This is a genomic window from Acidobacteriota bacterium (genome assembly GCA_020845575.1).
GTDB lineage: Bacteria > Acidobacteriota > Vicinamibacteria > Vicinamibacterales > Vicinamibacteraceae > Luteitalea.
The window spans coordinates 47,941-64,233 of the sequence record JADLFL010000008.1; the positions used below are offsets into that span (position 1 = coordinate 47,941).

Below are 16,293 nucleotides of genomic sequence, written 5' to 3' on the forward strand. Positions count from 1 at the left end.
CAGTACCTACGTCGAGGGCGGTCGTTCGGTTCTCTGGCGTGTCAGAGTGCCGAATCGGCGTCCGTGATATCTAGTCAGGAGGTGCGTAAGCTTCTCCTTCTGACACTCCTCATCACCGCCGCGGTCGGGTTCGCGACGACGCAACCCGCGGCGCAGCCGCCGCACATCGTGGAGATGGCCGGGTCGCGGCACATCCTGATGCGGTGGTCCGATGGCACCGTCTCGGGCATGGGCGACAACCGCGTCGGTCAGCTTGGGCAGCCGAGGACGGCGAGCCTCACGTTCGAGGCACCAGTGCGGATCGCGCTGCCGGGCAAGGCCATTCAGGTGATGGCGTCGAACCAGACGTCGTATGCCGTGCTCGAAGACGGCACGGTGTGGGCCTGGGGCTTCGGGCGCAACGGCGAGCTCGGCGTCAGGCTCACCGGCGCGGAGCATCGTCATGTACCGGGGAAAGTGAGCGGGTTGAGCGATGTCGTCGGCATCTCCGCGAAGGAGCACGAGGCGATGGCCGTGCTTGCCGATGGCAGCGTGCGCGCGTGGGGACAACCGCCGGCCGCGATCGCGGGTGGGCGTCGCGTCGACATCGGCATTCACGCGCCGTTCGTCGTGCAGGGACTCAGCGACATCGTCCGCATCGACAGTGGGTCGCGCCATGGCCTCGCGTTGACGCGCGATGGCCGTCTCATGGCGTGGGGCCAGAACACCCTCGGGCAGTTGGGGCTCGGACGTGTGTCGAAGCTCGAAACGCCCACGGAGATCCCGTCGCTGACGAACGTGGTCTCCATGGCGCGCGTCGTCGGATCCGGTGTCGCCGTGACGGGCGATGGCCGCGTGTGGACGTGGGGGCACAACGGCCAGGCCGGTCTCGGCAACGGCGAACGCGCCGACACGATGGATCCCGGACAGCCCGACCCGAAACCGGTTGCCGGTATCACCGACGCCGTGGAGGTCAAGGTCGGCTCCGACATGGGACGCCAGATCATCGTGCGGCGTCGCAACGGCAGCCTCATCGCCTGGGGTAACACGGACTGGGGTCAGCTCGGGACGGGTGGCGTGGCGTTCCAGCCGCGGCCGACGCCGATCACGCTGGCCAACGTCGCCGGCTACTGGCCGTTCGGCATCCAGACGTTCGCGCGCACGAACGACGGCGCGATGTGGTTCTGGGGCGATGACTTCACCGGACTGGCGCTGACGGGCGTCAAGCGCAATCAACGCGCGCCCGTGCGCGTGCCGCTGGAGAAGTTCCGACCGGCGACGCAGTAGTCGCTGGCGCTCAGCGCACGGCTGCTGTCGTCTCGCGTGCCGCGTGCATCAGGTGGACGCAGCCGAGGCGAGATCCCGAGCATCATGGGCCATCGATTCTGTCTTTTCAGACGAGTCGTGGCGGCGCCGCTCGGTGCCCCGGCCAGCGTGGGCGCGTGTATACTCCGACCATGTCGCCGCGGTCTGTATCGCCCGTGGAGTCCGCACACGCGGCGGTCGTCCCGGCGGACGCCATCATCGTGCTCGAGAACGTGACATGGGCCGACTACCAGCGGCTGCTCGAGATTCGCGGTGAGCGCGCCGTGCCTCGCCTCACCTACGTCAAGGGAGTCCTGGAACTCATGACCCCGTCGCGTCCGCACGAGTCGATCAAGTCGATGATCGGACGGCTTGTCGAGGCGTGGTGCTTCGAACACGACGTGGCGATCAGCCCGTACGGATCGTGGACGCACGAGAGCAAGGACGCCGAGCGTGGGATCGAGCCGGACGAGTGCTACGTCCTCGGTGATGTCGACGACCCGGACCGCTGCGATCTGGCCATCGAGGTGGTCTGGAGCACGGGCGGCGTGAGCAAGCTCGACGCCTACCGGCCGCTCGGCGTGCAGGAGGTGTGGTTCTGGCGGAACGGCAGGATCGAGGTCTACGGCCTCCGCGACACCGGGTACGTCCAACTGCCCGGAAGCGACGTCCTGCCAGGCATCGACCTCGATCAACTCGTCCGCTTCATCGACATCAAGCCGATGACGCGAGCCGTGCGTGAGTACCGTGCGATGCTGCGCGCATCGCGCGCCTGAAGCGGCCTGGCCGCGTCTGGCTACATCGGTTTTCCGAACCAGTCGACACCTCGCCAACACCTTCGGCTCTCCGTTCAGCTTCTGCACGAGGCCACCGTCGTCTCGCGCGCCGCGCGCATCAGGTAGACGAGGTACGCGGCGCTGGTACCCACGCCTGCCATGAGCACCGTCGATGCCAGGCGGATCGACGCGACATCTTCGGCCGCAAGTCCCCACGCGAGCCACGGCACGCCGATCGTCCACAACACGAAGATGGGCCGCGCGAATCGCGCAGTGGGCAACTCGTTGGCCGCACGCACCGGCGGCTGCCCGTCGAGCGCGGCCATCGCGCGGTAGTACGCATACAGCGGCACCAGCCGGCCCTGGATGCCGACGACGATCTGCGCGATGAATCCCACGAGCCCTGCCACGCCGTAGATCCACGCGACGCGAGTCGGTTCAGGCCCGGACGCCAGGAGCGACAGCGTCACACCGAGCCCCACCGCGACGATCAGCCACACGAACGCCACGTGCGTCTGCCACGTCGACCAGTCGCGCGACGGCAACGCCGGAGGCCTGGGCACCTTCTGGCGCACGACCGCGCGCATGTGACTGATGAAGCTCGCGAGGCCGGCAACAATCAGCAACGCGCCGACGGGCAGCCACGCCGGCCACGCCAGCCACGTGACGACCAGCGCACCGAGGCCGAGTTCGATCAGGACGGCACTCATCGCCAGACGCGATCCTGTCGGCATCCTCGCGGGCAGGAACATCGGCACGAGTCGATACGCCAGACCGATCACCATCATCAGCGGCCAGCCGATCGCGGCCAGGTGCGCGTGCGCGAACGCCGCTGCACGAGGCGACAAGCCGAACCATCCGTAAGCGCGATCGAACCCGATCGCCATGCCCAATCCAGACGCGGTCGAGAAGTTCAGGAATGCGAGTGCCACGTGCAGCAGGACGGGCCACGGCGCCGTCGCGCGGCGCATGACGAGCACCGAGCGGCTGCCGAGCCAGACCACCGCCAGGACAGCGAGCAGGCCGCCCCACGCCATCGCCGCGTACTGCCCGATCCAGAAGTGCGTCACCATGCCGCTGGATCCGACGAGGAACGCGACAAACAGCAGCCAGTCGGGCCACCGCACCGGCAAGGGCATCCCCAGCGCCAGCGGCGCGACGATGTAGAAGGCGCCGAGGATGGAACCGGTGATCCAGGCAAGCGTCACCAGGTGGACGATCGCCACCATGCGCGGGTGCAGGAAGTAGCCGCCGGGCAGCGCCGGATCGAGCACCAGCACGAGAAGCGCCAGCGCCAGGCCGGCGTGCGCCCAGGCGAAGTACGCCAAGGGCAACGCCGACGAGGGCGTGAGCGCCTGCCGGTTCATGCAGGCCGTTCCCGCAGCATCACGAGCAGCATGCGCGACGGCACCGTCGCGTCCACGGCGTGCGGCACGCCCGCCGGCATCCGCACGACCATTCCGGCCGTCGCCTCGACGGGCGCACCGCCGATCGTCAGCGTGAACGAACCGTCGAGTACGACGACGAGCGCGTCGAATGGCGCCGTGTGCTCGCTGAGCGCCTCACCGGCGTCGAAGGCGAACAGCGTGACGGTGCCGCCGCCATTCTTCGCGATCACGCGGCTGGCAATGCCGTGCGGCGTGAGCGTGACGAGATCGGCGAGGGCGAAGGCGGATGCGGGATCGATGAAGTTGGGCATGACGATTCTGCCCTACTGTGCCGGCGTCCACGGCCGGCTGTCGTTGTGCTGGCGCAAGACCGCCGAGGTGCCGGCTGCGGTCACTGCTATCGAGACCGGTCCTGGGAGTATGGTAGAAGCGGTACTTCCGCACGCGGCTCCGCAAGTGTCCGCCGGGCGCTGGCGCGAAGCCATCGAGACGCACAGGAGGGGTTCGTTCGATCGACACGGTGGTCCTCGATGACGCGCACGAGCCCGAACTCGCGCGCTTCCCTGGCAGGGCGACCGGAGCGACGCGCCAGCCCAGTTGACGATCAGTTCAATCCCGAGCGGTCGCAGCGCAGGCGCAGTGTGACGCCATAGTCGAGCGTCGGGAGCGGACCGCTGCTGCACGACGCCTTCAGGGACGTCAGATCATCAGGGTACGAGGCCTGCGCATACCACTTGTGCGTCAGCCCGTAGCCGAGTTCCTTGTCGGTGTCGCGCACGTAGTGGGTCCCCTCGTTCGGTGGCAGCCACGGCGCGTCCGGTGCCAGGTTGACGAGAACGTCGTGCCGGCGTTCTCCGTCGGGATAGACAGGTTGTGGCTGCCACGGCTCGGGATGGACGTCGCTCAGGGCTTCGGGACGAGCTTGAGCAGCCTGCCGTTCTGTTCGTCGGTCAGAAGGTAGAGTGCGCCGTCAGGCCCCTGAGCCACGTCACGAATGCGGGCGTTCAGGTCCGCCAGCAAACGCTCTTCGCCGGTCACCCGTTCCCCTTCCACTGTGAGACGAACGAGAGCGCGGGACGCCAGGCCACCAATGAACAGGCTGTTGCGCCACGCAGGGAAGAGCGCGCCGGTGTAGAACGTCATGCCACCAGGTGCGATCACGGGATCCCAGTAGTAGACCGGCTGTTCCATGTTCGCCTGCTGCGTCAGGCTCTCGCCGATGGGCCGACCGTCGTACTCGATGCCGTACGTGATCGTGGGCCAGCCATAGTCCCTGCCCTTCCGCGCGATGTTGAGTTCGTCGCCGCCTCGCGGACCGTGCTCGATCGTCCACAACTCGCCCGTCGCCGGGTTGAGCGTCGCGCCTTGTACGTTGCGATGGCCGTACGACCAGATCTCCGGCCGAACGCCGTCCTTTCCGACCAAGGGGTTGTCCCCGGGAATCGAACCGTCGCGATTGATGCGCACGACCTTTCCGAGGAGGCTGTCCATCTGCTGCGCCTGCATCCGTCCCGGCAGGATCGAGCGATCGCCGAGTGTGACAAATAGCGTGTTGCCGCCGCGCTCGAACACCAGTCGACTGCCGAAATGGAGCCTCGAGCCGAGCGACGGGGCCTGCCGGAAGATGACCTGTACGTCCTCCAGGCGCGGCGCGCCGGCGCCCACCGTCAGGCGGCCACGCGCAACGGCGGTGTTGTTGGTGTCGTCGTCTCGACCTTCCGCATAGCTCCAGTAGACCAGCCCGTTGTTGGCAAACTCCGGATCGAGCGCCACACCCAGCAGCCCGCCCTGTCCTCGCGCATCCACGGCGGGTACGCCCGCCACCGGTTCCGACAGCGCACCAGTGGCCTCCACCACGCGCAGTCGTCCCGGCTTCTCTGTCACGAGAAACCGTCCATTCGGGAGGAAGGCGATGCCCCAGGGATTCTCGAGGCCACTCGCGATGGTCACGGTATCGAATGCGACGCCGGACCGGCGTTCTGGCGCGCGCGTCTGCTCGTCGAACGCCCGCTCGAGATGCGGCGCATTCTGAGGCGCCGTCTGCACGGGCGCAGTCTGCGACGCCACCGAACCGGCGCCCACAGAGACGCCAACGGCGACCGCCAGTGCGATCGACACCGACACGGCAGTCTTCGTCCTTGGGGTGAATGGTCGTTTGAATCTGTACACGACAGTCGTCTCCTCGAAACCGGTTCCGGCGCTCTGCTCGCGCCCTTTCAGGGTAGCCGTCCGCACGGCAACGGAATAGACCGTCGAATCCACATGGCGCTATGAGTGCCATTCAACAATCGACTGCCCGAAAGCCTTCCATGGACCACGACGTTCGGGGAAGCGGTCACCCGTTCCGCGGCGGGCATTCCACGGCGGGCACGAAGCGCTCCTTGCGAGCTGAACATGCTCGTGGTCGTCTCTTCAACGCAAGGTCCACGTGGCCCCGTCCTCGACGTGACGTTGTGGTAGCGTCGCTGCAGGCCCAGAACGGCGGTACCACTCGGCGCAGAGGAGATTCATCATGCAAGCTGTCCGGTTCGTCGGTGTCGGTTTCCCAGCCAGACTCGAGGACGTGCCCACGCCCGCGCCGGGTCCTGGCCAGGTCCTGATCAAGATTGGCGGTGCTGGCGTCTGCCATTCGGACCTGCACGTCATGGAGGAGGAACTGGGGTTCACGCCTCCGTTCACGCTCGGTCATGAGAATGCCGGGTGGGTGGCAGGACTTGGACAAGGCGTCACGGGGTTCAAGGAAGGCGACGCCGTGGCCGTGTACGGTCCATGGGGGTGCGGTCGCTGCCACGCGTGTCAGCTCTCGATGGAGAACTACTGCGAGAACTGGGCGCAGATGGGGACCTTCGGCGGCGGACTGGGTTCCGATGGCGGCATGGCCGAATACATGCTGGTGCCTTCGGCTCGCCTGCTGGTCGGGCTCGGAGACCTGAGTCCCGCCAGAGCCGCGCCGTTGAGTGACGCCGCACTCACGCCCTATCACGCGATCAAGCGAGCGCTGCCCGCACTCCACGCCGGCACCACCGTCGTCGTCCTCGGCGTTGGTGGGCTCGGGCACATGGCGGTACAACTGCTGCGGGTGCTTGCGCCCGTGCGCATCGTGGCCGCAGACGTGAACGACGGCCGCTTGCAGCAGGCCAAGGAACTCGGCGCAGACGACATCGTCAACAACAGCGATGTCGATGCCGCTGCGGAGCGGATTCTCCGGATCGTCGGTCCGCGTGGTGCCGGGCTCGTGCTCGATTGCGTCGGCGTGCAATCGACCATCGATCTGGGTGCCCGCGTTCTCGGGCGCAACAGCATCTGGACGATTCTCGGCTTGGGCAGTGGGCATCACGACTTCCGTCACGGCAGCACGCCGTACGGCACGACGATGAGTATTCCCTACTGGGGATCCCGCATCGAACTGATGGAAGTGATTGCGATGGCGCGCGACGGACGGATCCACGCCGAAACCATCGAATTCCCGCTGACGCAGGCGGTCGAGGTGTATCGCACGCTGAAAGAGGGTGGCATTCGAGGGCGTGCGGTGCTCGTCCCGGGTGCGTGAGCCCGGCCAGCGTTGCTGTAGCATGCGCCGCATGCAGACTCGACGAGTGTTGGGCATCGCTTCGGCGCTGGTACTCACCCTGGTTTCCGGCGCCGCCCTGCGTGCCCAGCCGGCCTCGATCTCGGCCGAACGCGTCGATCAGGACGTGCTCTGGAAGATCCGGCGCGAAGCCCACGAGCACTCGCAGATCCTGAAGACGCTGCACGTGCTGACCGACGTGTACGGGCCACGGCTCACCGGCTCGCCCAACCTGCGCGCCGCGCAGGACTGGCTCCTCCGGCAGGCGACGACGTGGGGCCTGAAGAATGCGCACCTGGAGCCCTGGAGCTTCGGGCACCCGGGGTGGGCCAACGAGAGGACGGCCGTGTTCCTGACCTCGCCCGTGAAGGACTCGCTGGTGGTGGAGCCGTTGGCGTGGACGCCGGGGACGCCAGGGACGGTCACCGCATCGGCCCTCCTCATCGAGGTACCGGCGAGCCCGACGCAGGCCGAGCTCGACGCCGCGCTCGATGCGCTCCGCGGCACGCTGAAGGGCCGTGCCGTGCTCGTCGGCCGTCCGGCATCGCCCGGCGTCGCCTTCAACCCCGTGGCCAAGCGTCGGGATGACGCCGACGTCCGCGCGCAGCTGTCGGGCTCGGGCGGCGCGTTCGGTCCGCCACGTGCCGCTGCCACGCCGCGTCCCGGCGCGCTGACGTCCATCGAGACCGACAACCAGGTCAACGCGTTCCTCGTCGCCGAGGGCGCGGCGCTGCGGCTCAACGACGCCGGCTTCGAGCACGGCCGCATCCGCGCGTTCAACAACCGGACGTTCGATGTGAGCCGCGCGGTGCCCACCATCGTCGTGCGCAACGAGGACTACGGCCGCATCGCCCGCCTGCTCGACGGCGGCCGTTCCGTCGAGCTCGAGGCCACGATCGTCAACACGGTCCACCCCGAGGGCAGCACGCAGTACACCGTGGTCGCCGAGATTCCCGGCACCGACAAGGCCCGGGAAGTGGTGCTGCTCGGTGGGCATCTCGACTCGTGGCACGCGGCGACGGGCGCCACAGACAACGCCATCGGATCCGCGGTGATGCTGGAGGCGATCCGCATCCTGCAGGCTGTGGGCGCGAAGCCGCGCCGCACCATCCGCGTGGTGCTCTGGAGCGGTGAAGAGCAGGGCCTGCTCGGCTCGCAGGCGTACGTGGCCGAGCACTACGGTTCGTTCGAGAACCCGAAGCCGGAGTTCGAGCACTTCAACGGCTACTTCAACGTCGACATGGGCACGGGCAAGGCGCGGTCACTGACGGTGTTCGGCCCTCCCGAAACGGCCGCGATTCTCGACGCCGTGACGGTGCCCTTCCGCGCGAACGGTCTGCTCGGCGCCACCACCACGCGATCGCGCGCGCGCGGCGGCTCCGACCACACGTCGTTCAACGAAGCAGGCCTCCCGGGCATCAGCGTCGGCCAGGATCCCATCGAGTACCAGTCGCACACCTGGCACACCAATCTCGACACCTACGAACGCATCATCGAGAGCGACGCCATCCAGTCGGCCGAGGCCGTGGCGGCCGCCGTGTATCATCTCGCCACTCGCGACGAGAAGCTGCCCCGGGTCACGCGCGAGACGATTCCAGCGAAGCCGGGACCGCCGGCTGGTCCCACCACCTCCGCGGCGCCGGCCACCTCCGGCACGACGTCGCGGCCGTAATCATGCGCATCACGACACGTACCCTGACGAGACTCGCCTGTTCGACCATCACCGTAGCCATCGCCGGCTTCACGCTCCTGGGTGGAAGCACCTCCGCTCAGGAGCGCGAGGACCGGACGCTGCTGCCGTGGGACCAGCTGCGGGCCATCATCAACGAAGCCTCGGGCGAGCGCGCCATGCACCACGTGCTGGAGCTGGTGCCCTACCCGCGCATCCGCTCGCGGGCCGAATACGAAGGACACTTCCGCGAGAACGAGGTCATCGCGCGCTTCGCCACCGAGTACGGGTTCGACGATGTGAAGGTCGAGTCGTTCCCGACCGCGCAGCGCTCGTGGCAAGGTTGGCAGGGCGAGCTGTGGATCACCGCACCCGAGACCCGGAAGCTGTACGACATCCACGACGTGGCCATCTCGCTCGCGCCCAACAGCGAGAACGGCGACGTCACAGCAGAGGTCGTCGACGTGGGAGTCGGCGAACGTCCAGAGGACTACGCCCACAAGGACGTGAAGGGCAAGGTGGTCCTGGGGTCGGCCACGGCCACCACGCTCCAGCGGCTCGCCGTGTTCGAGCGCGGCGCCGTGGGCGTCATCAGCTGGAACGCGCTGCGTCCGGAGTCCTACCCCGATGCCATCCTCTCGGCGAGCATCGGCGGCAACGCACCGCAGGGGCGGACGCCCGGCTTCGGCTGGATCGTCTCGCCGCGCGTGGGACGCGAACTGGCCGACACGCTCGGCAAGGGACAGTCGCTCACGGTCCGATCGATCGTCCGCGCCGAGACGTTCCCGGGCGAGCTCGAGACCGTCCACGCCACTATCAAGGGCGACGGCAGCACGGACCAGGCGGTCGTCATCTCGGCGCACCTGCACGAGGGCTACATCAAGCAGGGCGCCAACGACGATGCGTCGGGATCCGGGCTGATCCTCGAGATGGGCCGGACGTATATCCGGCTGATCAAGGAGGGCAAGCTGCCTCGGCCGCGGCGCACCGTCCACTTCCTGTGGGTGCCGGAGATCAGCGGCACGAACGCGTGGCTCGACGCCCATCCGGAAGTGGCCAGAACGCTCATCGCCGATCTGAACTTCGACATGGAAGGCCTCGGCCTCGCGCGGAGCGGGAGCCGCTGGGTGCTGCACCGCACGCCCGACACGTTCCCGACGTACCTGAACGACGTCGGCCAGAGTGTCATGGAGTGGGTCGCCGCCATCAACCAGGAACGCGTGCGCTTCCGCGACAACGGCTACCGCTTCACGCTGCCGATCCTCTCGCCCAACGGCAGCCAGGATCCCTTCTACATCAGCGTGGAGAAGCACTATGGGTCGAGCGACCACGTCGTCTACATGCAGCGGGGCGTGCCCGCGCTCATGTTCATCACATGGCCCGACATGTGGTACCACTCGTCGCAGGACACGCCAGACAAGCTCGACCCGACGCAGTTCCGTCGGGCCGCCGTCGTGGGGACCGCCTCGCTGTCGCTGCTCGCGTCGGCAGGCGACGCCACTGCGATCAAGGTCGCGGGTGAATCACTCGCGCGCGGCACCGAGCGCCTCGGCACCGCCGAACGCAAGGGGCTCGGGTATCTCGCCGACGCCACCGACGCGGCCTCGCTCCCCATTGCGTACGCGGAGGCGAAGAACGCCGTCGCGCATCAGCAGGGCGTGGAGCGCGCGGTCCTGGCGTCGGTGAAGGACCTCTTCGCCGATGCGACAGGAGGCACACGATCGCTGGCGACGCTCCTGCCGCTGGTGGATGGCCGTGCCGCGGCACTGCAGGCCGACATCACGGCGTATCACGCGCTGCGCGCGCAGCAACTCGGCGTGACGCCCGTCGAGCCCACACGCACGGCCGCCGAGGTCGAAGCGTCCCGCATCGTCGCGGCGCGCGTGCCGGGTGGCCGGATGCTGGGACGGCGCGGACGCAACCAGCCGCTGCTCGACAGCCTGCCGCCTGCCGACCGCGCGCTCGTGGCGTCGGTGGAGACGAAGCTGCCGCAGCACATGCGCGCGGAGCTCGACCTCCTGTTGCAGAAGGGCGACCGGACGGTCCTGCAGATCCGCGATTTCCTCGCGGGTGAGTTCGATCCGCTGCCGGCCGATGATCTCCTCGCCTACCTCCGTGCGATGGAGCGGATCGGCGGCGTCACGTTGACCGCGAAATAGTCCCTCGGCACCCACGTCCTCGACGTCGGCAACACGTGCCTCATGGGCGTCGGTGCGATCAAGTAGGCGTCGAGGCTCGCCGATGCCGACGTCACTCCGCGCCCCGCGCCGCGGCAGTCCGTAGCTGTAGCGACAGACCGACCGCACCGATGGATGCGGTCGTCCGCTTCCTGTTGCAGGCGGCAGTTGCCCGAGGTTCCGCAGCACGACGCGGCGCCTCCCGCGGCGACGTGCACCCTCTCACGCGCGCTCCGTTCAGGGGATGGTGGTCATGGCGTGACGCCTCCCGGTGTGGATGGCTCGTCGCGCGTGGACTCCGAGCTCATGGCTTCCCGAAGCAGAAAGGCGCGCGCCAGCAGGTCGCGCAACTCGGGGTCACCAACGAGCAGCGAGTGCAGGCGTTCGGCGGGCACGCGCAGCACCTCGCCCGCGCGAATGACGATGACCGCCCACAGGATGCGCTGTCTGCGCTGCAGATCAGGCGCCACGAAGGAGCGTCGTGCGTGATGCACGCGAACCACCCGCTGGGTGGTCGTACCGTCGTCGCCGATCGTCGCCACGGCCCCGGAGAGAACGACGTAGAGGGCGACCTCGGCATCGCCGGGCCGACACAGGACATCACCGCGGTCGATGCGGCGCCGCTGCGCCACTTTCGCGATGCGCTCCAGTTGTGCGTCGGTCAACCGCGCCTGTTCGACGACGACGTTGGGCGTTTCCGCCATGTCCTCCGGCAGGTGCGTCAGCTCGTCCCGGGGATTCCAGGCGTCCACACGGGGGGGACGTGGCGGCGCTGTCTGCGCCGCTGGTGAGGCGACCGCAGACTCGCCGGAGGTCGCCAGCAACGCGGCGGCCAGCGACTGGGCGTCGTGGGCCCCGGTGTGACGCCGCCCGTTGACGAAGTAGCTGCGAGACGCATCGACGCCGCTGGCACGAGCCGACGCGAGGTCCTCGTCGACCCTGCGCCGGTGCTGGCCTGAGCCCACCTCTCTCGCGAACCGGGGCACGTCAAGCCCCAGCGCCGTGGCGTGGTCGAGGAGATCGGCGGCGTCGAGCGGTCCTGCGTGCTGGAACAGCCGGTCGTGCATCTCCCAGAACCGGCCCTGTGCACCTGCGGCTTCGGACGCTTCGGCCGCCAGGTGCGCGTACTGCTCGGAGGGCGGGGCATGGCGAAAGACATAGCGCAGCCGGTCGCCGAATCGTTCGCTCAACTCGGCGATGGCTCCCCAGCCCTGGAACGGTGCCCGGAAGTCACCAAAGCCAACCAGGGTGAGCGGCGCGTGCGCCGGTCCGCGGAGATGGTCACGTGCGACGTCGACCGGCGGCTGCAGTGTCATCGATTCCGCCTGCACCTGTGGCACGCGGCGCGCCGCCAGCCACAGCAGCGAGAACCCCAGCACGCCCGCCAGCAGCGACGCCACGAGAATCCCGACGCGCGCCTGGTCGGCGAGCGCCGGGTCGGGGATCGCGCGCCCGACGATCAGCAGCGAGATCGTGAACCCGATGCCGGTCAGAACGGCCCCACCTGCCAGTTGCAGTCTGGTCAGGCCCGGGGGAAGCTCGCCCAGCCTGAAGCCCACGGCCAGGGCGCAGCCCAGCAGGATGCCGACCGGCTTTCCCAGCACGAGCCCGGCGATGACCCCCAGCGTGACTGGGGACGCCGCGGCCGACGTCAGCGCGTCACCACCCAGCACGACGCCGGCATTCGCGACGGCGAACAACGGGACGAAGACGTAGTCGATCCACGGCCGCCACAACGCCTGCAGTCGTTCGCCCACCGGCACCGATCGCTCGATCGACAAGCGCGCCGCGTGGGCATGGCCGGGATGCGGGTGTTGCAGATACGTGTGGGTCAGCCGCCTGACCTCCGCGACCTCTTGCCGCCGGACCCGGTAGGCAGGCGTAATCAGCGCGATGGCCACGCCCAGCAGCGTGGCGTGGACGCCGCTCATGTACAACACGATCCACGATGCGACTGCAAGCACCAGATAGGGCGGCCCCCGCCACACGTTGACCCACCGCAGGCCCAGCATGAGCACCACGCCCGCCGCGGCGAGCGCCAGGTATCCGAAGTGCAGGGTGTCGGTGTAGAAGATGGCGATCGCGGCCAGCGCGCCGATATCGTCGACGACGGCGAGCGCCAGCAGAAAGACGCGCAACGGGATGGGGCAACCCCGCCCGAGGAGTGCGAGGACCCCGAGCAGGAAGGCCGTGTCGGTGGAGATCACCATGCCCCAGGCGGAGGCGGCCTCGGTGCCCCGGTTGATCAGCACATACACCAGCGCCGGCACGATCAGGCCCATGACGGCGGCCAGGATCGGCACCACCGCCCGTCGCCTGTCAGCCAATTCGCCCAGCACCAGTTCCCGCTTCACCTCCAGGCCGACGATGAAGAAGAAGAACGTCATCAGGCCGTCGTTGACCAGGTGGTGCAGACTCAGCGACAGCTCGGCACCGCCCAGGCGCACCGCGACCTCGGTGTGCCAGAACGTCGCGTAGGTGTCGCCCACGAGCGAATTCGCCCAGGCCAGGGCGGCCACGGTGCCCAGCAGCAGGAGAGCCGCAGCCATGAGCTCCGGACTCGCCAGCCTGCGCGTCATTCCTGAAACCATGATGCCGTTTTCTGGCCCAAGTGAGGGTGGTGTCAGTGCCGCGCCCGTGTGATGGCCTTGTTCATCTCTCTGAGCCACAGGACCGAACTGGCGACCGTTGCGCAGAACAACCAGTCCCAACCACTCAAGGCGGTCGTGCCGAACGCGCGTTGAAGGAACGGCAGGTACACGACGCAGCACTGAAGCGCCAGAGACACGCCAAGGGCGGCCCACAGCCAGCCGTTGGTCAAGAGGTGCACGAACGCGCTCTGTTGGTCGGATCGAGCGTTCACCACGTTGACCACCTGAAAGAGCATGAGCGTCGTGAACGCCATCGTCTGGCCGTACCGCAGATCGCCGGCACCGTCGATGAGCCCCCCGGGCATCGAGGCATCGAGGACCGTCAGCGTGCCCACGGCCATGATGATGCCGACAAAGACGATGCCGCGCCACATGCGTGCGGTGATCACCGGCTCGCCCGCTGGACGAGGGGGCTGGTGCATCAGCCCGTCATCGGGCGGATCGACGCCCAGTGCCAGCGCCGGCAGCCCGTCGGTCACCAGGTTGATCCAGAGGATCTGCGTCGCCAGGAGCGGGAGCACGACGGCGCCAGGCGTCGTTTCCAGCCCGATCTGTTTCGCCAGCAGTACCCCGAAGAACATCGTGAGGACTTCTCCGATGTTGGAGGACAGCAGGTAGCGCAGGAACTTGCGGATGTTGGCGAAGATGGCCCGGCCCTCTTCGACCGCCGCGACGATCGTGGCGAAGTTGTCGTCGGCCAGCACGATGTCCGCCGCTTCCTTGGACACGTCGGTGCCGGTGATACCCATCGCGATGCCGATGTCGGCTCTCTTCAACGCGGGTGCGTCGTTGACCCCGTCACCCGTCATCGCGACCACCGCACCCGTCCGGCGGAGCGCCTCGACGATGCGCAGCTTGTGTTCCGGGTTCACGCGCGCATACACCGAGATGTTCGCGAGACGCGGTCCGACGTCGGTCGACAGCGCGTCGAGTTCAGCGCCGGTCATGGCGCCATCGTCGTTGGCGATGCCGAGCGCTCTCGCAATGACGGCCGCCGTGCGGGGATGGTCCCCCGTAATCATCAGGGCGCGAATGCCAGCACTCTTCGCGCGCGCGACGGCCTGCTTCGCTTCGGCGCGTGGCGGGTCGATGATGCCGATGAGGCCGGCAAAGGCCAGGTTCTGCTCGAGCCGTTCATCCGGATGCCCCTCGTGTGCCGCCAGCGCGTCCGGGGGAAGCCAGCGACCCGCGACACCCAGCGTGCGCAGGGCTTGTCCGGCGAGTGCGTCGTTGGTCTCCGCGATCTGCTGCCGGCGTTCGTGCGACAGTGCTCGCGGCGTCTCGCCGACCACCTCATGCGAGCATCGCGCCAGCAGGACGTCCGGCGCGCCCTTGGTCAGCACGAGGCCGCGATGGGGTTGGTCGGTCTCGCGGTGCAGCGTGCTCATCAGCTTTCGCTCGGAGGAGAACGGCACCTCGCCGACGCGTGGCAGGCGCTCCTCGAGTCCTTCGAGGCCGGCCTTGCGCGCGGCGACGAGCAGCGCGCCTTCCGTGGGATCCCCCTGCACCGTCCATCGTCCCTCATGCTCCTGGAGCGTCGCGTTGTTGGCGCGATCGGCGACGGCGAGGGCGCGTTCGAGCTCGACGCGAAGTGGCCCGTCCACGGGTCCACCTCCGTCGCGGCGGACGTCACCGGACGGCTCGTAGCCAGAGCCGTCGAAGGTGACGCGCCCGCTGGCGGTCACCACGACCGTCACCGTCATCTCGTTCTTCGTGAGCGTGCCCGTCTTGTCGGACGCGATGACGCTGGCCGAGCCGAGCGTCTCGACCGCCGACAGGTGGCGCACGATGGCGTTGCGCCTGGCCATGCGCTGCACGCCCATCGACAGCACCGCCGTGACGACAGCGGGCAGGCCTTCGGGTACGGCGGCCACCGCCAACGCGACGCCGAGAATGAGCACATCGAACAGGCCCGCTGCGCTTCGCACATCTTCGACGATCACGATGGTCACGATCATGATCACCGCGATCGCAACCACCACTGCGCCAAGGAGCTTTCCGGTTCGGTCGAGCTCTCGCTGCAGCGGGGTGGGGTCATCGGGCGTGTGTGTCAGCAACCCCGCGATGCGCCCCATCTCCGTGTGCATGCCGGTGGCGGTCACGACGGCCGTGCCATGACCGTAGGTCGCGGCGGTGCCGCTGAACACCATGTTGTCGCGGTCCCCGAGTGGTACCTCGTCGGCAATCGGCGCGGGATCCTTGGTGACCGGCAGGCTCTCGCCGGTCAGCGCGGCTTCGGCCGTCTGCAGCGCGGCTGACTCGATCAGACGCGCGTCGGCGGCGATCGTGTCTCCTTCCTCGATCAGCATGAGGTCGCCTGGCACGAGGTCGGCGGCCGGGATGCTCCGGCGCGCTCCGTCTCGGATGACGGTGGCATCCGCTGCCGACATCGCCCGAAGCGCGGCCACGGCCGCCTCGGCGCGCGACTCCTGGATGTAGCCCATCGTCGCGTTCAGCAGAACGACGGCGAAGATGGCGAGCGCCTCGTACGGGAGTGCCGCATCACGCTCGTAGGCCCACAGACCCGCCGAGATCGCGGTGGCCACAAGCAGCAGGATGACGAGCACATCCTGGAACTGCGCGACAAACCGTCGCCATCGAGGCGCGGGCGCGTCGACCGCGAGCTCGTTCTTCCCGTAGCGATCGAGGCGACGTCTCGCGTCGGCATCGCCGAGCCCCAGCCGAGTGTCTGTTCCGAGCGCAGCGACGACCTCGTCGATGCGTCGGCGGTACGCCTGGCTCGGGTTCGACCCTTCGCTTTCGGTGGGCGGCATCAGAGG

Annotated in this window: 11 protein-coding genes; 5 read left to right on the forward strand and 6 right to left on the reverse strand. The window is 68.3% G+C overall.

What is annotated here, in order from left to right:
• Window positions 1–81 precede the first annotated feature (81 nt).
• The gene (locus IT182_01860; protein MCC6162073.1) at window positions 82–1,266 is read left to right on the forward strand and encodes a hypothetical protein; all 1,185 of its coding nucleotides are present in this window, start codon (window positions 82–84) and stop codon (window positions 1,264–1,266) included.
• Window positions 1,267–1,436: 170 nt separating this feature from the next.
• The gene (locus IT182_01865; GenBank protein MCC6162074.1) at window positions 1,437–2,060 is read left to right on the forward strand and encodes a Uma2 family endonuclease; all 624 of its coding nucleotides are present in this window, start codon (window positions 1,437–1,439) and stop codon (window positions 2,058–2,060) included.
• A 74-nt stretch (window positions 2,061–2,134) separates the two neighbouring features.
• Here IT182_01865 and IT182_01870 read toward each other — a convergent pair whose 3' ends face one another.
• The 4 genes from IT182_01870 to IT182_01885 all read right to left on the reverse strand — a co-directional run bounded on the left by IT182_01870 (window position 2,135) and on the right by IT182_01885 (window position 5,572).
• The gene (locus IT182_01870; protein MCC6162075.1) at window positions 2,135–3,427 is read right to left on the reverse strand and encodes a hypothetical protein; all 1,293 of its coding nucleotides are present in this window, start codon (window positions 3,425–3,427) and stop codon (window positions 2,135–2,137) included.
• Window positions 3,424–3,759 (reverse strand): cupin domain-containing protein, encoded by a 336-nt coding sequence (locus IT182_01875; protein ID MCC6162076.1) that lies wholly within the window; start codon window positions 3,757–3,759, stop codon window positions 3,424–3,426. Before IT182_01875 ends, IT182_01870 begins: the two co-directional genes overlap by 4 nt.
• A 293-nt stretch (window positions 3,760–4,052) precedes the next feature.
• Window positions 4,053–4,226, reverse strand: coding sequence for a hypothetical protein (locus IT182_01880; GenBank protein ID MCC6162077.1), 174 nt, complete (start codon window positions 4,224–4,226; stop codon window positions 4,053–4,055).
• A gap of 125 nt (window positions 4,227–4,351) precedes the next feature.
• Entirely contained in the window at window positions 4,352–5,572 is a 1,221-nt protein-coding gene (locus IT182_01885; GenBank protein ID MCC6162078.1) for a PQQ-dependent sugar dehydrogenase, read from the reverse strand.
• Window positions 5,573–5,960: 388 nt separating this feature from the next.
• On the opposite strand from IT182_01885, the gene IT182_01890 reads away from it, so the two are divergent.
• The 3 genes from IT182_01890 to IT182_01900 are packed head-to-tail and all read left to right on the forward strand — an operon-like array spanning window position 5,961 to window position 10,844.
• On the forward strand, window positions 5,961–6,998 hold the full coding sequence (locus IT182_01890) for an NAD(P)-dependent alcohol dehydrogenase (protein ID MCC6162079.1): 1,038 nt from the start codon (window positions 5,961–5,963) through the stop codon (window positions 6,996–6,998).
• A 31-nt stretch (window positions 6,999–7,029) separates the two neighbouring features.
• Entirely contained in the window at window positions 7,030–8,688 is a 1,659-nt protein-coding gene (locus IT182_01895) for a M20/M25/M40 family metallo-hydrolase (GenBank protein ID MCC6162080.1), read from the forward strand.
• 2 nt (window positions 8,689–8,690) lie between these two features.
• On the forward strand, window positions 8,691–10,844 hold the full coding sequence (locus IT182_01900) for a M28 family peptidase (GenBank protein ID MCC6162081.1): 2,154 nt from the start codon (window positions 8,691–8,693) through the stop codon (window positions 10,842–10,844).
• A 269-nt stretch (window positions 10,845–11,113) separates the two neighbouring features.
• On the opposite strand, the gene nhaA is transcribed toward IT182_01900, so the two are convergent.
• Complete coding sequence (gene nhaA, locus IT182_01905; GenBank protein MCC6162082.1) at window positions 11,114–13,411, reverse strand: Na+/H+ antiporter NhaA; 2,298 nt, start codon at window positions 13,409–13,411, stop codon at window positions 11,114–11,116.
• 74 nt (window positions 13,412–13,485) lie between these two features.
• Window positions 13,486–16,287, reverse strand: coding sequence for a cation-translocating P-type ATPase (locus tag IT182_01910; protein ID MCC6162083.1), 2,802 nt, complete (start codon window positions 16,285–16,287; stop codon window positions 13,486–13,488).
• Window positions 16,288–16,293: the final 6 nt, after the last annotated feature.